The 17,627-nt window shown below is 66.9% G+C and carries 21 protein-coding genes and 1 tRNA gene; 14 read left to right on the plus strand and 8 right to left on the minus strand.

What is annotated here, in order from left to right; translation table 11 throughout:
* Nucleotides 1-57: 57 nt before the first annotated feature.
* The 3 genes from AC1DRO_RS20715 (at nt 58) to AC1DRO_RS20725 (ending at nt 2,934) form a co-directional block, all read left to right on the plus strand.
* Entirely contained in the window at nt 58-468 is a 411-nt protein-coding gene (locus AC1DRO_RS20715) for a DUF779 domain-containing protein (protein ID WP_243181991.1), read from the plus strand.
* 162 nt (nt 469-630) lie between these two features.
* Entirely contained in the window at nt 631-2,187 is a 1,557-nt protein-coding gene (locus tag AC1DRO_RS20720; RefSeq protein ID WP_459385461.1) for an amino acid permease, read from the plus strand.
* Nucleotides 2,188-2,328: 141 nt separating this feature from the next.
* Nucleotides 2,329-2,934 (plus strand): TetR/AcrR family transcriptional regulator, encoded by a 606-nt coding sequence (locus AC1DRO_RS20725; protein ID WP_028276965.1) that lies wholly within the window; start codon nt 2,329-2,331, stop codon nt 2,932-2,934.
* An 8-nt stretch (nt 2,935-2,942) separates the two neighbouring features.
* On the opposite strand, the gene AC1DRO_RS20730 is transcribed toward AC1DRO_RS20725, so the two are convergent.
* The 3 genes from AC1DRO_RS20730 to AC1DRO_RS20740 form a co-directional block, all read right to left on the minus strand.
* Complete coding sequence (locus tag AC1DRO_RS20730; protein ID WP_476952275.1) at nt 2,943-3,593, minus strand: DUF2461 domain-containing protein; 651 nt, start codon at nt 3,591-3,593, stop codon at nt 2,943-2,945.
* Between the two features lie 189 nt (nt 3,594-3,782).
* Nucleotides 3,783-5,282 carry a catalase gene (locus AC1DRO_RS20735; RefSeq protein WP_028276967.1) on the minus strand — a complete coding sequence of 500 codons (1,500 nt, stop codon included), beginning with the start codon at nt 5,280-5,282 and terminating at the stop codon, nt 3,783-3,785.
* A gap of 22 nt (nt 5,283-5,304) precedes the next feature.
* Nucleotides 5,305-5,772, minus strand: a complete 468-nt coding sequence (locus AC1DRO_RS20740) for a Fur family transcriptional regulator (RefSeq protein WP_026537503.1) — start codon at nt 5,770-5,772, stop codon at nt 5,305-5,307.
* A 102-nt stretch (nt 5,773-5,874) separates the two neighbouring features.
* Here AC1DRO_RS20740 and AC1DRO_RS20745 point away from each other — a divergent pair, with 102 nt between their 5' ends.
* Nucleotides 5,875-7,146, plus strand: a complete 1,272-nt coding sequence (locus AC1DRO_RS20745) for an MFS transporter (RefSeq protein WP_476952276.1) — start codon at nt 5,875-5,877, stop codon at nt 7,144-7,146.
* Nucleotides 7,147-7,216: 70 nt separating this feature from the next.
* Nucleotides 7,217-8,086, plus strand: a complete 870-nt coding sequence (htpX, locus tag AC1DRO_RS20750; protein ID WP_476952277.1) for a zinc metalloprotease HtpX — start codon at nt 7,217-7,219, stop codon at nt 8,084-8,086.
* A 125-nt stretch (nt 8,087-8,211) separates the two neighbouring features.
* Here the strand turns inward: htpX and AC1DRO_RS20755 are convergent, their stop codons facing one another.
* A complete protein-coding gene (locus AC1DRO_RS20755) occupies nt 8,212-8,703 on the minus strand; it encodes a YajQ family cyclic di-GMP-binding protein (RefSeq protein WP_018773569.1) in 492 nt (163 codons plus the stop codon).
* 196 nt (nt 8,704-8,899) lie between these two features.
* On the opposite strand from AC1DRO_RS20755, the gene AC1DRO_RS20760 reads away from it, so the two are divergent.
* Nucleotides 8,900-9,154 carry a hypothetical protein gene (locus tag AC1DRO_RS20760; RefSeq protein ID WP_028276970.1) on the plus strand — a complete coding sequence of 85 codons (255 nt, stop codon included), beginning with the start codon at nt 8,900-8,902 and terminating at the stop codon, nt 9,152-9,154.
* A gap of 161 nt (nt 9,155-9,315) precedes the next feature.
* A tRNA-Tyr gene (locus AC1DRO_RS20765) sits at nt 9,316-9,397 on the plus strand.
* Between the two features lie 103 nt (nt 9,398-9,500).
* On the opposite strand, the gene AC1DRO_RS20770 is transcribed toward AC1DRO_RS20765, so the two are convergent.
* The gene (locus AC1DRO_RS20770; protein ID WP_476952278.1) at nt 9,501-9,878 is read right to left on the minus strand and encodes a LysM peptidoglycan-binding domain-containing protein; all 378 of its coding nucleotides are present in this window, start codon (nt 9,876-9,878) and stop codon (nt 9,501-9,503) included.
* A gap of 319 nt (nt 9,879-10,197) precedes the next feature.
* Here AC1DRO_RS20770 and AC1DRO_RS20775 point away from each other — a divergent pair, with 319 nt between their 5' ends.
* Complete coding sequence (locus AC1DRO_RS20775) at nt 10,198-10,791, plus strand: DinB family protein (RefSeq protein ID WP_476952279.1); 594 nt, start codon at nt 10,198-10,200, stop codon at nt 10,789-10,791.
* 126 nt (nt 10,792-10,917) lie between these two features.
* Here AC1DRO_RS20775 and AC1DRO_RS20780 read toward each other — a convergent pair whose 3' ends face one another.
* On the minus strand, nt 10,918-11,439 hold the full coding sequence (locus AC1DRO_RS20780) for a DUF1810 domain-containing protein (protein WP_476952280.1): 522 nt from the start codon (nt 11,437-11,439) through the stop codon (nt 10,918-10,920).
* Between the two features lie 116 nt (nt 11,440-11,555).
* On the opposite strand from AC1DRO_RS20780, the gene AC1DRO_RS20785 reads away from it, so the two are divergent.
* The 5 genes from AC1DRO_RS20785 to AC1DRO_RS20805 all read left to right on the plus strand — a co-directional run bounded on the left by AC1DRO_RS20785 (nt 11,556) and on the right by AC1DRO_RS20805 (nt 16,028).
* Nucleotides 11,556-12,488 (plus strand): ABC transporter ATP-binding protein, encoded by a 933-nt coding sequence (locus AC1DRO_RS20785; RefSeq protein WP_476952281.1) that lies wholly within the window; start codon nt 11,556-11,558, stop codon nt 12,486-12,488.
* Nucleotides 12,481-14,073: an ABC transporter permease gene (locus AC1DRO_RS20790; RefSeq protein ID WP_476952282.1), complete on the plus strand. Its 1,593-nt coding sequence runs from the start codon at nt 12,481-12,483 to the stop codon at nt 14,071-14,073. The genes AC1DRO_RS20785 and AC1DRO_RS20790 overlap by 8 nt, the downstream gene beginning before the upstream one ends.
* 117 nt (nt 14,074-14,190) lie before the next feature.
* On the plus strand, nt 14,191-14,922 hold the full coding sequence (locus AC1DRO_RS20795) for an MgtC/SapB family protein (RefSeq protein WP_476952283.1): 732 nt from the start codon (nt 14,191-14,193) through the stop codon (nt 14,920-14,922).
* A gap of 84 nt (nt 14,923-15,006) precedes the next feature.
* Entirely contained in the window at nt 15,007-15,549 is a 543-nt protein-coding gene (locus tag AC1DRO_RS20800; protein ID WP_476952284.1) for a GNAT family N-acetyltransferase, read from the plus strand.
* A gap of 74 nt (nt 15,550-15,623) precedes the next feature.
* Entirely contained in the window at nt 15,624-16,028 is a 405-nt protein-coding gene (locus tag AC1DRO_RS20805; protein WP_476952287.1) for a VOC family protein, read from the plus strand.
* Between the two features lie 13 nt (nt 16,029-16,041).
* Here AC1DRO_RS20805 and AC1DRO_RS20810 read toward each other — a convergent pair whose 3' ends face one another.
* Nucleotides 16,042-16,476 (minus strand): DUF7144 family membrane protein, encoded by a 435-nt coding sequence (locus AC1DRO_RS20810; protein ID WP_043436157.1) that lies wholly within the window; start codon nt 16,474-16,476, stop codon nt 16,042-16,044.
* 146 nt (nt 16,477-16,622) lie between these two features.
* The gene (locus tag AC1DRO_RS20815; protein ID WP_476952285.1) at nt 16,623-16,973 is read right to left on the minus strand and encodes a hypothetical protein; all 351 of its coding nucleotides are present in this window, start codon (nt 16,971-16,973) and stop codon (nt 16,623-16,625) included.
* Nucleotides 16,974-17,017: 44 nt separating this feature from the next.
* On the opposite strand from AC1DRO_RS20815, the gene AC1DRO_RS20820 reads away from it, so the two are divergent.
* Nucleotides 17,018-17,386, plus strand: a complete 369-nt coding sequence (locus AC1DRO_RS20820; protein WP_476952286.1) for a type 1 glutamine amidotransferase family protein — start codon at nt 17,018-17,020, stop codon at nt 17,384-17,386.
* Nucleotides 17,387-17,627: the final 241 nt, after the last annotated feature.

The following is a 17,627-nucleotide window of genomic DNA, read 5'->3' on the forward strand; positions in this document are numbered from 1 at the left end:
GATCGCGAACGATCCGCCCCGCCCGCACCACTTTCCGGACCAGCCAGGGAGACCCCAATGACCCAGACCAGGCTTGACGCCGCCGTGACCCGCCCCGGGGAGGAATTCTCCCGGGTGGCGCTCATGCCGGAGTCCGTGGACCTGCTCCGCAAGCTCTGGACGCAGCACGGGCCTTTGATGTTCCACCAGTCGGGCGGCTGCTGCGACGGATCCTCACCCATGTGCTATCCGGCGGGGGAATTCCTGACCGGCGACTCCGACGTCCTGTTGGGCCTGTTCGACATCTCCGACGGATTGCAGCCCCAGCCGCTGGAATTCTGGATGTCGCGTGAACAGTTCAACTACTGGAGCCACACGCACCTGACCGTCGACGTCGTCCCCGGCCGGGGGAGCGGCTTCTCGGTGGAAGCGCCGGAAGGCAAACGGTTCCTCATCCGCTCGACGCTGATGGAAAACTGGCCCGTCTGACCCGCCCCCGGCCCGGCCGGAGCCGCCCGCGGGGCAGCTTCCGCGGCGGCTCCGGCCGGGCCTTTGTCTCACTATGTGGGACAAATCGGGCCGTCCAGTGGATGGACTCTAAGATGGATAGGTCTGTTTCCACCCCAGTTATCGAGATTGCGGACTTTCCTAATGAACCTTTTCCGGACCAAATCCATCGAGCAGTCCATGTCCGACGCCGATGAACCCGGACGCAAGCTGAAGCGCACGCTAAGCACGTGGGACCTCATGATCATGGGGGTCGCGGTTGCCGTGGGCGCCGGGATCTTCTCGGTCGGCGCCAAGGCCGCCGCGAACTTTGCCGGCCCTGCCGTCACCATTTCCTTCGCGATCGCCGCCGTCACCTGCGCGCTCGCCATCATGTGCTACGCCGAGTTCGCCACGGCCATCCCGGTGGCCGGCTCCGCCTACGTCTTCACCTACGCGACCATGGGTGAGATCCTGGCGTGGATCATCGGCTGGAACCTGATCCTCGAACTCTTCACGGCCGGCGCCGTGATCGCGAAGTACTGGGGCATCTACCTCAGCAAAGTCTTTGCGCTCATGGGCGTGGACATTCCGCCGTCGATCTCGCTGGGCGGCGTCGACCTCTACTGGGGCGCCTTCCTGATCGTTGCCATCTTCACCGTGCTGCTGGTCCTCGGGACCAAGCTCTCCGCCCGCGTCGGCAACATCTTCACGCTCATCAAGATCGCGGTGGTCCTCTTCGTGATCGTCGTCGGCTTCACGTACGTGAAGTTCGAGAACTACGCCCCGTTCGTCCCGGCCTCCGAGCCGACCGGAGGCACCGGAACCGCGGATGTCCTCAAACAGTCGTTCTTCGGCTTCCTGACTGGCGCCGCCCCGGCCCAGTACGGAACCCTCGGGATCTTCGCCGGCGCCGCCCTGGTCTTCTTCGCCTTCATCGGCTTCGACGTCGTCGCCACCTCGGCCGAAGAGGTCAAGAACCCGCAGAAGACGCTGCCCCGCGGCATCTTCGGCGGCCTGGCAATCGTTACCGTGCTGTACATCCTGGTGTCGCTGGCGTTGACCGGCATGGTGTCCTACACCCAGCTGGCCGAGGCCAAGAACCCGACGCTCACCACCGCCTTCGAAGCGGTCGGCAATACCGACGCCGCCAAGGTCATTGCCTTTGGCTCCCTCGTGGGCCTGACCACCGTGATCATGGTGCTGCTCATGGGCCTCTCGCGCGTGGTGCTCGCGATGAGCCGCGACGGCCTGCTTCCGCGCTCCCTGTCCAAGACCAGCTCGGTGCGGGGGACGCCGGCCCGCCTGCAGATCATCTGCGGCGCCGGGGTGGCGCTCGTCGCCGGCCTGACCAACGTGGACCTGCTCGAGGAAATGATCAACATCGGGACCCTGTCCGCCTTCGTGATGGTGAGCCTTGGCATCCTGGTGCTGCGCAAGAAGCGCCCGGACCTGAAGCCGGCCTTCCGTGTCCCGTTCGGCAAGGTGCTCCCGGTCGTCTCTGCGGTCCTGTGCCTGTATCTCATGACGAACCTGGCCGTGGAAACCTGGATCTTCTTCGCCATCTGGCTCGTGATCGGTATTGCGATCTACTTCGCCTACGGCCAGCGCCACTCCCGGCTGAATGAAAAGTTCGCGGAGGCCCGCGCCTCGGTGAACGGCACGGCCAGCGTGGCGGGAGCGCCCGCGGAGGACAACGAGGACGCGCTCACCCGCTCCTGAGAAGGGAGCGATCGGCCCCGCCGCATCGAGGTCGCCGGAGCCGTGCGAATTCGCTGGAAATTTCCGGCGTAACCGCACGGCTCCGGCGACTTCGGCGTTCGGGCGCCGCTCCGTCAGGGCGCCGCTCCCTAAGATGGACACATGGCCCGCCCAGCAAGACCGGAACGCAAATCAGAGTTGCTGTCGGCAATTCTCGACTACCTCATGGACAAGACCCTGGCGGAGCTGACGTTTCGCGGCCTGGCCGACGGGCTGGGTGTCAGCAGCTACGTCCTGGTCTACCACTTCGGGCACCGCGAACAGCTGATCAACGAGATCATCCGCGGCATCGAATCCCGGCTGGACAGCATCCGCGCCACCGACGTCAGGGACATCGACCGGGACGCGTGGCGGGCCTTCCTGCTTGAGTCCTGGCAGTGGACCATGGCGCAGCGCAACCGGCACCTGGCCCGGCTTGAATTTGAGGCCACGGCGCAGGACATTGTGGCGGCGGTGCCGCGCGGCACAGCGCAGGAGCACTTCCGGATGCTGCACGAGAAGGCCCGGGACTGGCTGGTCATCCAGGGCATCCAGCCGGAATTCGCCGACACCGACGCCCGCCTGTTCACGGCCGCGTTCTACGGGCTGCAGTTCGATTTCGTCGTCAACAACCAGCCAGAGGAAGCCACCAAGGCCTTTGAGCTGATGATGCTGGTCTTCTTCAACAACCTCGACAGGCGCCTCGCTACCGACGGCCAGCACATCTGAGCAGAACCTCAGGGAGCAGCGTAGCGGCCCTCCCACTCCACGAGGGGGCGCAGTTGCTCCCAGTGCTGTGCCACTTCCTCGACCGCCCCGGGACCGGCAAGCCAGCCGGGCTGGCCCACGTTGACGCCGGCCGTGAGGGATTTGTGCTTGAGCAGCTCCGCCCGGGGATGGTCCTTGTCGAAGCCCCGCGGCACGGTCTTTAGCCGTTCGCCCTCCACCGCGAACCCTGCCGCCTCGACCTTCCGCACGATCGCCTGCAGGGCATCGCCGCTGGCGGGATCGTCCACGGCACCGCGAAAGCGTGCCAGCTGGGCCGGAGTGTGGGTGTGGCAGCCGCCGCCGATAAGGAGGCCGTCGGCGCTGAGCTGGATATAGAAGCCCACACCTTCGTCCACCGCCGCGAAGGCCCCCTGCGCGGTCTTATAGGGTGACTTGTCCGGCGAGAACCGGACATCCCGGTTGGGGCGAAAGAGCCTGGCCGGTCCGAAGCGTGGCTCCAGCTCGGCCAGCAGCTGGGTCAGCGGCCCCTTCACCGCGGCCTCGTAGACCGGCTTGTGCTCGAGCCACCAGTCCCGGTTGTTGTTCTGTTCAAGATCGGCGTAGAACCGGAAGGCGTCACTTGGAATGCCTGCGAATGGAGTGCCAGCGAAAGCGGTCATGCCCAAATCCTACGGAGCCGCGGCACGCGGTGGCGAGGGGCACGCGCACCCATGTGGATAACCGTAAAACGCCCCGCCACGGGAGTCCGTGGCGGGGCGTTCTGTTGGCTCCAGCTGTCACCGAATGCCGGTCACCGGCCGCCCAGGCGGCCGTCAAGGCCGGCAACCAGGCAACCTTCGACGCAACTATCAGACCTTGTTGGCGGCCTCGGCGTCGGACTCAACCTGGCCGGCACCGAGGTTGGCGCGCAGCTTGGCGCCGAATTCGGCGTCGACGTTGGTCCAGTACGCGATGGCGCGTTCCTTGATGCTGGCGTTCTTGACGCCGCTGACGGCGCCGGTGACGGTCTCCAGCAGGCGGGCCTTCTCGCCGTCGTTGTACACCTCGCGGTACAGCGTGCCGGCCTGGCCGAAGTCGCCGTCCTCGGCGTGCAGGGAGTGCGCGGAGAGCGTGAGCTCGCCGTCGTTCTCCCAGCCGCCGCCCGCAACGCCGGGCTCAACGGCAGCCGGGCCGCCCACGGAGTTCGGTGCGTACACCGGAACGGACGGGGCGTTGAAGTGGTAACGCCCGGCGCCGTCCTGGCTGTAGTTGTTGACCTGGCTCTTGGGCAGGTTTACCGGGAGCTGGGCGTGGTTGGTGCCGACGCGGTAGCGGTGCGCGTCCGCGTAGGAGAAGATGCGGGCCTGCAGCATCTTGTCCGGGGAGGCGGCGATGCCCGGCACGAAGTTCGACGGCGCGAAGGTGGCCTGCTCGATCTGCGCGAAGTAGTTCTCCGGGTTCTTGTTCAGCTCCATGGTGCCGACCTTGACCAGCGGGTAGTCCGCGTGCGGCCACACCTTGGTGAGGTCGAAGGGGTTGAAGCGGTACGTCTTGGCGTCCTCGTACGGCATGACCTGGACGTGGAGGTCCCAGGAGGGGAAGTTGCCGGCGGCAATGTTTTCCTGGAGGTCGCGGATGTAGAAGTCGCCGTCGGCGCCGGCAAGGGCCTCGGCCTCGTCCCCGGTCATGGACTTGACGCCCTGGTTGGACTTGAAGTGGTACTTGACCCAGAACCGCTCGCCCTCGGCGTTGATCCACTGGTAGGTGTGCGAGCCGTAGCCCTGCATTTCACGCCAGGAGGCCGGCAGGCCGCGGTCACCCATGAGCCAGGTGACCTGGTGGGCGGACTCGGGGGAGAGGGTCCAGAAGTCCCACTGCATGTCGGCGTCGCGCAGGTGGGTGCCGGGGAGGCGCTTCTGGGAGTGGATGAAGTCCGGGAACTTGATCCCGTCGCGGATGAAGAACACCGGAGTGTTGTTGCCGACGAGGTCGTAGTTGCCCTCGGTGGTGTAGAACTTCACGGCGAAACCGCGGGGGTCGCGCCAGGTGTCGGGGGAGCCTGCCTCGCCGGCAACGGAGGAGAAGCGGATGAGCATATCCGTCTCAACGCCGGGCTGGAACAGTGCGGCCTTGGTGTACTTCGAGACGTCCTCTGTGGTCTTGAAGGTACCGAAGGCGCCGCCGCCCTTGGCGTGCACGACGCGCTCCGGGACGCGCTCGCGGTTGAACTGCGCGAGCTTCTCGATCAGGTAGTGATCTGTCAGGATGATCGCGCCGTCGGCGCCGACGGACTTGGAGTGGGCGTCGGAAGTGACGGGAGCCCCGGACTGTGTCGTGGACACGGCGGGCGCAGAGATGATCTCAGTCATAGTTCTCCTTGGGTTGGGTTTCTTAGTTTCGTTCGGAGGGAAGCTGTTGGGTGCGCTGGCAGTCCTGGCAGATGCCCTGGTACAGCACGTCCGCGATCTGGATGGTCATCGGCTTGGCGTCCGCGTTCCAGTGCGGGGTCAGGCAGGGCGCGTGGCCCACGGCGCATTCGACGTCCTCCACCCGGCCGCAGCTGATGCACACGGCATGGTGGTGGTTGTCCCCGACCCGCGTCTCGTACAGCGCGGGGGAGTGCGGGGGCTCAAAACGGCGCAGCATGTGCAGATCCGTGAGGTCCCCGAGGACCACGTAGACGGACTGGGCGGTCAGGTCCGGCAATTCCTGCCGGGCGGCGGCAAGGATTGCCTCTGCCGGCGAATGCGGGTGATGTTCGACGGCGGCCAGCACGGCCAGGCGCTGCTTGGTCACCCGGCGGCCGTGGGCACGCAGGGCGGCTGCCCATGCGTCGTGGGTGCCCGAGGAATCCGTCATACCCCCATTCAAGCACTTATTATGACTGCCTCACAATAAGGCGTGGCTAATATTGTCCGGCCGTGTCACAGGGCAGTCCAGGTTCGCCACTAGAGTTGCCCGGTGGAGAAATTGCTGGCGGACATCACGCCGTTGCGTGAAAGTCCGGCCTTCCGCCGTCTGTGGCTTGGGTCCGCCGTCTCCGCCCTGGGCAGCCAACTGACCTTGGTGGCCGTCAGCCTGGAGGTCTACCGGCTGACCCAGGACAGCCTCTACGTGGGCCTGCTGAGCCTCTTCGCCCTCGTGCCGCTGGTCTTTGGCGGCCTCCTGGGCGGCTCGATCGCCGACGCCCATGACCGCCGCACCGTGGCACTGCTGGCCTCGTCCGTCCTCTGGCTGACCACCGCCGCGCTGGCCCTCCAGGCGTGGCTGGAAGTGGGCAACGTGTGGCTGCTCTATGCGCTCGTGGCGGTGCAGAGCGGTGCCCAGGCCATCAACCAGCCGGCACGCAGCGCCATCATCCCGGTGCTGGTGCGCAAGGAGTTGCTGCCGGCCGCAAATGCCCTGAGCATGATGATTTTCGGGCTGACCATGACCGCCGGCCCGCTGCTGGCCGGCGTGCTCGTGGCATGGGTGGGGTTCGGCTGGACGTACACGATCGACGTCATCAGCTTTGCGTTTGCGTTCTGGGCCCTCCTGAAACTGCCTTCCATGCCGCCGGGCGAGCACGCCAGGCCGGCCGGGCTGCGTTCCGTGGTGGAGGGGTTCCGTTTCCTTGGCACCCGGCCCAACCTCCGCATGACGTTCGTGATCGATCTCGTGGCCATGATCTTTGCCCAGCCCCGGGCGCTCCTGCCGGCCATCGGCGCGTTGATGATCGGTGGCGGTGAGGCCACGGTGGGGATCCTGTTGGCCTCGATGGCCGTGGGGGCGTTCCTGGCCGGCCTGTTCTCGGGGCCGCTGGGCGGCGTCCGCCGGCAGGGGGCCGCGGTGGTGTGGTCCGTGATGGGCTGGGGCGGCTCGGTGGCGGCCTTCGGCCTGGTGGTGGTCCTGGCCGGGCATTCCGGCGACGACGGCGTGGGCGTGTGGCTGCTGCCCGCCGCCCTGTGCTGCGCGCTGGCCGGCATCGCGGATTCCGTGAGCGCAGTCTTCCGGACCACCATCCTGCAGGCCTCCACCCCCGACCATCTGCGCGGGCGTCTGCAGGGTGTCTTTGTGGTGGTGGTCGCCGGCGGGCCCCGGATCGGGGACATGCTGGCCGGCGGCGCGACTAAACTTTTGAACGAGGGGTGGGTCCTGCTGCTCGGCGGCATGTTGTGCATCGCTGTGGCCTGGATATTGGCCCGCCAGCAGTGCGGATTCCTGCGGTACGACGCGCGGAACCCGGTGCCATAGCGGTTCGTTTTCCTTGGTAGGTCAGTGAATTACAGGGCATCAGCTTGCAGTACACGTATCAGGAGGACCAGTGCACAAGCATCACAACGGACTGAAGACCGCGGCGCTGTTCGGAGTGCTGTGGGCGGTCCTGCTGGGCCTGGGGGCGTTCATCGCCGCGGGGACCCGCAGTGCGGCGCCGATCTGGATCATGGCCCTGATCGGGGTCGGCACCACGGCCTACGGGTACTGGAACAGCGACAAGCTCGCCATCCGTGCCATGCAGGCCTTTCCCGTCACGGAGGCCGAGGCGCCCCAGCTGTACCAGATCGTCCGGGAGCTGTCCGGCCGGGCCAGCCAGCCGATGCCGCGCATCTACGTCTCGCCCACCATGGCGCCAAATGCCTTCGCCACCGGCCGGAACCCGCAGAACGCGGCAGTGTGCTGCACCGAGGGCATCATGCGGATGCTGGACGCCCGCGAACTGCGCGGCGTCCTGGGGCATGAACTGATGCACGTCTACAACCGGGACATCCTGACGGCGTCGGTGGCGGCCGCCGTCGCCGGCGTCATCACTTCGGTGGCGCAGATGATGTTGCTGTTCGGCGGCGGGGACCGCCGCAATGCGAACCCGTTCGCCGCGATCGCCATGGCCCTGCTGGCCCCGTTCGCCGCATCCCTGATCCAGATGGCCATCTCCCGTACACGGGAGTACGACGCCGACGAGGACGGCTCGTTGCTGACCGGAGATCCGCTGGCGCTCGCCTCCGCCCTGCGCAAGATCGAGCAGGGCGTGCAGCTGGCGCCGTTGCCGCAGGACCAGCGGCTGGTCAACGCCTCGCACATGATGATCGCCAACCCGTTCAAAGGCGGAGGCGTGGCCAAGATGTTCTCCACTCACCCGCCGATGGCCGAGCGGATCGGCCGGCTGGAGCGGATGGCCGGGCAGCCGCGCAGCTGAAGCAGGCTGCGGGTCTGGCGACGCGCGAATAGTTCCGTGACACGCACAAGGGCTGGCGACCCCGGAATACCGGTGTCGCCAGCCCTTTTGCGCGTCGTGCGGAAATTTGCGCCGCGGACGGGCCGCTAGCTGCGGAAGTTCACGAACTGCAGGTCGGCCTCGTCGAAGCCCTTCAGCAGGTTCATGGTCTCCTGGAGATCATCGCGGGACTTCGAGGTCACCCGGAGCTCGTCGCCCTGGATCTGTGACTTGACGGACTTGGGGGCCTCGTCCCGGATCAGCTTGTTGATCTTCTTGGCGAGGTCCTGGGCGATGCCCTCCTTGATGGAGGCCTCGAGCCGGAATTCCTTGCCGGAGGCGTAGGGCTCGCCGGTGTCGAGAGACTTCAGCGAAATGCCGCGGCGGATGAGCTTGGACTGCAGCACATCGAGCACCGCGAGCACCCGCTCCTCGGAGTTGGCCTTCATCAGGATCTTCTCGCCGCTGAAATCGACCTCGGCGCCGACGCCCTTGAAGTCGTAGCGCTGGGCAATTTCCTTCTGCGCCTGGTTCAGCGCGTTGGCGACTTCCTGCTTGTCTACCTTGCTGACGACGTCGAACGTGGATTCGCCTGCCATGACTTTCCTCCTGATGGTTGCCGGGTGCCTGCGTGAGGCCGGGATGTCTGCATTCCAGACTAGTACGGATGCCCCCGATGTGGCGGCCGGCCTTGCGTCCCGGGTTTCACAGTCCGCTCATAGCTCAATCACGGCGGGAACGAAGCCGGGCTGGCCAGAGTTGCAAGAGTTGGAACCGCTGCTGAAAGGCAAGAACATGCACCAAAAGGCCGTCCGCTACGTCAACCGCACCACCGCCGCCGCTGCCAGCACCCTGGCCGCGACGGCGAGCTCCGTAGCCGCCGCCGCGCTGGCGGCGTCCATCATCCTGAGCCCGGCCGCCGACGCATCAGTCCGCATGGACGGGGTCCACACGGACCTCGCCCGTGCCGTCGAGCTGAACCAGGTCACCGCCGAGCAGGCGGCACGATTCGAGGCAAGGCTGGCGGGGCGGATTCTCGGCGAGGCCTGAAATTCCGCGGATTTTGGCCCTTTTTTGATCTGCTGAGGCGCCGATTCGATTCTTCGGCGGAAGTTCTGTAAAGTTGTCTTGCCCGCGGGTGCTGGAAGCGGAACGAACTGGAAACAGGCGTTCCGGGACTGGAAACCGCGAGTGATCTTCTTTTGAAGTTCGGCAGATTACCCGAGCGGCCAAAGGGGGCTGACTGTAAATCAGCTGGCAACGCCTACGGGGGTTCGAATCCCTCATCTGCCACCCTTGGAAAAGCCTCCGGAACCACTAGGTTCCGGAGGCTTTTTCTTTGTCCACGGCCCAACGGCCCGTCTCCACAGTGCAAGGCCTGTCTCAAAGGCCCGGCTCAGTCGGCCTGGGGATTCGGAATGGTTACCGTGGTGCCGGCGGGCGGAATCCATTCGCCTCCGGTCAACAGGTTCAGGTTGGCTATCCGCAAGGCATAGAGCGGGACGCCGTAGCGGCTCGCGATGCCCGAGGGAGTGTCTCCGGCACCCACCCTGTACAGGAGCCGTCCCTGCCCGTCCTGCCCGGTCACGCTGCCGCCGGCCCCTAGCTGGGGCACGTCCACGCCCCTGAGGTCGATAATCTCTCCTGCGGCAACGGACTCCGCTTCGTTGAAGCTCCTGAGGATCTCCGGAGTCATCCGGAAGTGGGCGGCGATGCCCTCCCAGGTGTCGCCGTCGACGGCCGCGTAGCGCATCGGCAGGAGGAACCCGTTCACTTCGGTCGTCCCCCGCAGGCCTCCGGACGCCGGGGACGTTGCGGGGACGGACGCCGCAGGCCGGCCCGCCGGAACTCCGCCCGGGGCCTCCGCGCCGGAAGAACAGGCTGCCAACAGAAAGGCGAGAGCCGCCGCGAGAACCGCGGCGGCGGGCCGGACCCGATGTGCACGGGAATCGAGATTCACCCTGGGTGTCCTGTCGATCGGGGCCTCCCCCCGAGGCCCGCTGACGCCAATTATTCCATACGTTTTATGAAACTCACTGTTCTGCCAGGCAGTTCCGCCAGGCAGCGCCCGTGCATTCGGTATAGTGCGGGTCATGGACGACAAAGCGATCTTGCACACCTACCTGCGCACCCGGCGGCAGGACCTCCTCGGGAAGCTCGAAGGCCTCAGCGAGTATGACGTGCGCCGGCCCCTCACGCCCACGGGAACCAACCTGCTGGGACTGGTCAAGCACGTGGCCAGCGTCGAACTCGGCTACTTTGGCGAGGTCTTTGGCCGTCCCAGCGAGCTGAAGCTGGCGTGGTTTGCCGACGACGCGGAGCCGGACGCGGACATGTGGGCGGCCCCGGGCGAGACGCGCGAGCAGGTCACCGAGCTGCACCGGCTCTCGGCGGCCCACAGCGATGCCACCATCGATGAACTCCCGATCGACGCGCCCGGTGTGGTGCCCTGGTGGCCGGACGAGCGCAAGCACGTGACCCTGCAGCAGATCCTCGTGCACATGTGCGTGGAGACCGCCCACCACCTCGGACACGCCGACATCCTGCGCGAACTCCTCGACGGCAGCGCAGGCCAGCGCCCCGGGGATCCGAACCTTTCGCCCCGCACCGCCGAGGAATGGGCCGTGCACCGGGCCCGCATCGAGGCGGCCGCAGTCGCTGCCGAAGCAGGGACGGCAGGCCGTTAGTACGGCCGCGAGTACAGGCCGCTAGTGGACAGCCAGTGGCAGCCAACAGCATCAGGCGGCCACTGCCCGGCGGACCGCCGGCGACGCCCGCAGGGAGCGGATGATCACGGCGCTGGCCGCGGACAGCTAACCGTCCGCCGGGTCCGGGCCGCCGGGTTGTCCTTCCCGCAACTGTCCTTCCCGCAACTGTCCTTCCCGCAACTGGCCTTCCCGCAACTGGCCTTCCAGCAGTTGGTCCGTGGCGGGATCGGACAGGCCATCAAAATAGCGGTCCAGGACGACGCGGAACACGGGTTCGCCGGGCGCGGCCCGCTGGAACAGCGTCATGGAGGAGTGCAGCTTCCGGGTGTCGATGCCGCCGAAAATTTGCACCGCGGACCGCCCCTGAAGTTCGGCCACTGCGGCGGCAGCCTCCCGCAGCCGCGGGCCAAGGACGCCGTGCCGGCAGTATGCACGGGCCTCGGCCAGGGAGGAGATGGCGTACTTCCGGGCGGTTTCGCTGCGGCCCAGACCCGCGAGCTGGGGGAAAACGAACCACATCCAGTGACTCCTCTTCATGCCTGACCGCAACTCCGCCAGGGCGTGCCCGTAGGTTCCGCCGGCGTCCTGGGCCGCCACGAACCGTTCAAGATCGTAAGGGTCTTCCATGCCCGCTAGGCTACGTCCCCCGGTGCCGGAGTGACAGCACGGCGACAGGCCGCCCGCGGGCGAAGGGGTCATTCGCCCGGGGCTGGATTGCCGGTCCCGGGCGTATCGTGTCCCCCATGGCGAATGTCTTGGAGATGGTCGGCGTTGTGAAGCGGTTCGGGCCCGTGGTTGCCTTGAATGGTTTGGATTTTTCAGTCGAGGCGGGCGAGGTCCACGGCTTCCTCGGACCGAACGGCTCCGGCAAATCGACCACGATTCGCCTGCTGCTGGGCATGCTTCGCGCCAATGCCGGCTCCATCCGGGTGCTGGGCCTTGACCCGTGGCGCGACGTCGCGAGCCTCCACCGGCGCCTGGCCTACGTCCCCGGGGATGTGGCGTTGTGGCCCAACCTGACCGGCGGAGAAGTGATCGACCTCCTCGGCCGGCTCCAGGGCGGCCAGGACCTGGCCCGGCGGGCCCAGCTGTTGGAGCTCTTCGACCTCGATCCGACCAAGAAGTCCCGGGCCTACTCCAAAGGCAACCGGCAGAAAGTGGCCCTGGTCGCTGCCCTGGCCACCGACGCTGAGCTGTTCCTGCTGGACGAGCCCACCAGCGGACTGGACCCCCTGATGGAGGAGGCCTTCCGCGGCTGTATCCGGGAACTGCGGAACCAGGGCCGCACGGTTCTGCTCAGCAGCCATATCCTCAGCGAGGCCGAGGCACTTTCGGACCGCGTGAGCATCATCCGTGAAGGCCGGGTGGTGGAGACGGGGCGGCTTGATGAACTCAGGCACCTGACCCGTACCTCCGTCACTGCCGATGTCGCGGTGATACCGGCGGGCTTGGATGCCCTGCCAGGTGTCCACGACGTCGTCGTCGCGAACCACCGCGTCAGCGCCCAAGTGGAACCGTCCGGCCTGGCCCCGCTCATGCGGGCGCTGACCGATGCGGGACTCGTCGCGCTGACCAGCCAGCCGCCCACTCTGGAGGATCTCTTCCTTCGCCACTACGGCGCGGCGGTGCCCGTGGCCGCGGCCGGTTCGAGCAGCGGACGCACCGCCGATGCGTGAAACGTTGGCGGGGACCGGAGTCGTGATCAGGCTCGGGCTCCGCCGCGACCGATGGCTGTTGCCGGCGTGGATCGCCGGATTCGCCGCGACAACGTATTCAACCGCGGTGGCCGGGGCCGAGCTCTACCCCGATGTGGGGAGCCGGGTCGAGGCCGCGACGGCCCTGAATGCCACGGCCTCGCTCGTGGCCCTCTTCGGCAGGGTCTACGACCCCACGTCCCTCGGTGCCCTGTCCCTGATCAAGTACACGGCGTTCATGGCTGCCATCCTCGCCGTCCTGATGGTGTTCATCACCGTCCGCCATACCCGCAGCGACGAAGAGTCCGGGCGGCTCGAGCTCCTGGGCGGCGGCCGCATGGGCCGCGACGCGCCGCTCGCGGCCGCCCTCACCATCAGCTTCGGGGCCAGCATTGTCCTGGGGCTGGTCACGGCGCTCTCTTTGGCCGCCGGCGGACTTCCGGCCGCCGGCTCGATCGCGTTCGGATTGGGCTGGGCCGCCACTGGCATGGCATTCAGCGCCGTGGCCGGGGTCACCGCCCAGCTGACGGCCAGCGCGCGGGCGGCCACGGGAATGAGCCTCGGCGTCCTTGCCGTGACCTATGCGCTGCGGGCGGTGGGGGACCTCGCCGAACCGGGGCCCTCCGCCCTGTCCTGGCTTTCGCCGGTCGGCTGGAACCAGCAGATCCGGGCCTTCGCCGGGGACCAGTGGTGGGTGCTCGCCCTGCCACTGGCGCTGTGCGCCTTACTCGTGCCCGTGGCCCTGGCACTCCGCGCCCGTCGGGACCTCGGCTCCGGCCTGCGCCAGGAGCGCCCCGGCCCGGCTCGCGGCTCGCTCCGCGGGGTCGGGGACCTCGCCGTGCGGCTCCAGTTCCGGCTGCTGGCGGCCTGGGCGGTCGCCTTCGTGGTGTTCGGCGTGGTGATCGGATCGCTGGCCGGCAACGTCACGGACTTGTTGAGTTCGCCCAACGCGCAGGACCTGATCATGATGCTGGGCGGAACCCAGGCCATGACGGATGCCTTCATTGCAGCGGAGATCAGCATCATGGGACTGCTGGCCGCTGCCTACGGACTGTCCGCGGCCAGCCGGCTCCGAGACGAGGAGACCGACGGCCACGTCGAGGCACTGCTGGGCACCGCCACCACCCGGCCGCGGTGGGCGACCAGCCATTTCGCCCTGGCGCTGGCCGGCGTCGCCGTGCTTATGCTGCTGGCCGGAGTGTCGGTCGGGGCCGGCGCAGCCACGGTCCTGGCCGATGCCAACCAACTCGGCCGCGTCACACTGGCCGCTGCCGCCCAGATCCCCGCGGCCTGGGTCATGACCGCGGCGGTGCTGGCGGTGTTCGGCTGGGCGCCCCGGCTCACCGGGACGGTCTGGGCCCTGCTGCTGCTCTTCGTCGCGCTTGGTGAGTTTGGCGTGCTGTGGAATGCCCCGGAGTGGCTGATGGAGCTCTCCCCGTTCCGGCACTCGCCGCTGCTGCCCCTGGATTCCGGCGCCGTCGGGCCGTTGCTCGGACTTACGGTGACTGCCGCGGCGCTCGCCGCGCTGGGGTACGCCGGCTGGCGCCGCCGGGATCTGGCCCCGTGAGCGGGCCAGAACAGCCACTACTCGCCAATAGGGGGCAGCGGTAATATCAGATTCGAGAGTTCTTGGCGCATTCCGGCACTGACGGGACGCCACTCTCGGGCCGGGTCGGAGGGCGGGATGCAGGACGCATACGGGCTATATACCCCGACCACGCTGGTGGAAATCGGGCTTCTGCTGGCGACATTTATCCTCTGCTCCCTGATTGGCACTGAGCGGCAGGTCCGGCAAAAGGTCGCTGGCTACCGCACCCACGTCCTGGTCGGGCTCGGATCGTGCACGTTCACCCTGATCTCCGCCTACGGCTTCGCCGCCGCGCTGGCCCCCGGGGCCACCATGGACCCGTCCCGTATTGCAGCCCAAATCGTCAGCGGCATCGGCTTCCTCGGTGCCGGGGTGATTTTCAAGGGACGGAACGTGGTCCGCGGCCTGACGACGGCCGCCAGCATTTGGGTTTCTGCCGCCGTCGGCATGGCATGCGGGGCCGGAATGCTGTCCCTGGCTGTTTCGCTGACCGCTTTCCACCTCATCACGTTGTACGTCGTTTCTCCCGTGATCAGGAAGATCCCGACCCCCGACGCCCACCGGGTCCTGCACCTGGGCTATGCCGACAACCGGGGCGTGCTGCGGCAGGTGTTGGAGATCGCCACGAATATGGGGTTCAGCTCGTCGATCCTGAGCATCAATAAGGCGGGCGATGAACAAAAGCCGATCGTCCTTATGGACATCCGCTTCCATGGTCATCTTCCGCTGCGGGAACTCGTCCCCTACCTCCTGGATGTGCCCGGCGTGCAGAGCGTGACCGTTCGCGGCACCGATCCGAACGAAGACGACGACGATCCCAGCGCCTGAGGACCCCATCAAGCACACCACCGAGACTCCCGTGACTGGCGCACGCTGATTGAAGCCGTTCCGGATGACCGTTAGAGTCTGCGGATGACCGAGAACAGCGTCGCTTTGACGGATACCGTGTGCGTGCGGGTGCTGCGCAGGTCCGACTCCGGGCCCCTGGCCGACGCCTACCGGCGGAACCGGGAGCACCTGGCGCCCTGGGAACCGCTGCGGTTTGAGGAATTCTTCACCGCGGAGGGACAAGCCGCCAGCATTGAATCCAAGCTCGGGTTGTTCATCGCGGGAACGGACGTGCCCTGGGTCCTCGTGGAAGGCTCCCGCATCATCGGGGTGATCAACCTCAGCGGGATTGTCCGGGGACCATTCCTCAGCGCCCACCTCGGCTACTGGGTGGACAAGGACATGACGGGGCGGGGAATTGGCTCGGCCGCGGTGGAGTTCGCCCTGCAGACCGCGCGCAACGAACTGGGGCTGCACCGGCTGCAGGCCTCAACCCTCCCGCACAACGCCGCGTCCCAGCGGATCCTGAAGCGCGCCGGCTTTGAGGAGATCGGCGTGGCAGCCCAGTACCTTCGGATTGCCGGATCCTGGCAGGACCACATCCTGTTCCAGCGGATACTGTTCTGATGGCTGATATTCCGGTTGCACCAGGTCCGTTTGCACAAGGTCCGGTTGCACCAGGTCCCGATTCGCCAGTTCCCATTGCACCGGCGGACTTTGGTGCCCTGCACCATGTAGAACTCTGGGTGCCGGACCTGCAGCGGGCCAGGGCCCAGTGGGGCTGGCTGCTGGGCCGGCTGGGCTACGAGTCCTACCAGGACTGGGCCCACGGATGCAGCTGGCGCCGCGGACCGACGTACATCGTCGTCGAGCAGTCCCCGGCGCTGACCGGAACCGCGCACGACCGCAAAGCCCCGGGCCTGAACCACCTCGCCTTCAGTGCGGGGACCCGGGCCGACGTGGACGCCATAGCGGCGGAGGGACTGAGCCACGGCTGGGCGGAATTATTTCCGGACAAGTATCCGCACGCAGGCGGCCCCGCCCACTTCGCCGCCTACCTCGTGAATGCGGACGGCTACGAAGTGGAGCTGATTGCTGCAGGCTGATGGCGCCGGTGCCCTACGGATTGGTTGTCGGAGGTGCCTGCTCGGCCTTCAGTTCCTCGCCGTGGGCGATGATCGCGTAGATGATCAGCACGTCCATGGCGATGACGATGACGGACCACCACGGCTGCTGCGGAATGAGCATCAGTTGAACGACCGCACTGAAGCCGGCAACGACGACGCCAACGACTCGAGCCCACGTTGCGCCGGCGAAGAGCGCGACGGCGGTGAGGATCAAGAGCACCCCGAGGGCGACATTCCACCAGCCCCACCCCTTCGCATCGAAGAGGAACAGGGTTCCCGGGGTCGACAAATAGTAGGTGTCGGGTCCGGTGAGCGCGACGAGGCCTTGAAGGCCGCTGAAAACGCCGTTGATGATCAGAATGACTCCGGCGAAACGGACCCAACCGGTCCAGCCGGTCGCAGTGACAGGGTGATGGGCAGTACTCATAGTGTCGACCGCTTTCCGTTGAATGCTCTGCCGTCGGCCTCATGGTCGGCGCAGTCGTGGGGTGAAGCTAGTACCGATTCCGATTATGTTCCTCGCAGTCCGGGCCGGTCAATCGCTACAGGTCCTCGGAGCCGCCCGCGCCGGGCTCATTGCGATTGCCGTGGATCCGGGTACGTTGAACCATGACCATCCTGCTTGTTGGCGGCGGCCCGGACACCGTAACCACAGCTGCCGTCTTCGACCGCTTCGTCAGGGAAGTCCGGCACCGGGCCTCCGGCAGGGTTCCGCGCGTCGCTGTGGTTCTCTTTGACCATGAGGGCAGCTCGGAATATTTCCTGCCTGCCTATGTGGATCCGCTGCAGTCCCGGACAGCCTGCGAGGTCGTCCCGGTCCTCCTCGACTTCAACCGGGGCGCGGACCCTGCCGCGTTCGACGACGTCGACGGCATCGTCGTCGGGGCGGGCCGACGCCGGGCTATCTGGAAGGCTTGCTGCCATCCGCGCAGCCCATCCGCAGACTGGTCTCCGACGGTGTGCCGTATATGGGATTCTCAGCCGGCGCGATGGTGGCGCCGGTGCGGGCGATCGTGGGCGGCTACCGGATCCGCGGCACCGAGGTCTGCCCGGCGGATTGGTCGGAGGGTCTGGAAGACGTCGAGATCCGCGACGGGCTGGGCCTGGTGCCTTTCGCCGTCGACGTGCACGCCGCCCAGGCGGGAACCCTCGGCCGGGCCGTTGGGGCGGTGGCAAAAGGCCTTGTGGACCGCGCGGTCGCCGTGGATGAGAACACCGCCCTGGTCCTGCACCACGCGGACCTGGAGGAGCTGGACGTGATCGGCACCGGGAACTGCTGGACGATTCGCGGCGTTGGCACCAAGGCCACCGTCTCGGTTCTGTCGGCGCACAGCTGATATGAGTTGAGTCTGTCCTTCACAAACACCTCCGGAGATGTCAGGACGGGATGTATCAGATTCCTTTGAGGACCTGAGGTTGATCCGCGGGATCCTCCCGACACCTTCGGAGGTGTTTGTTATGTCTGTTCAGGGCGTGGTGACCGGTGAATCACCCGTTGTTGTTGCTGTCGACGTTGGCAAGAGGACGGTCGCGTTGTCGGTCACCGATGCCGCCCGGCACCGCCTGTTGGGTCCGGTG

It is taken from the genome of Arthrobacter sp. P4_F11, from assembly GCF_056401395.1.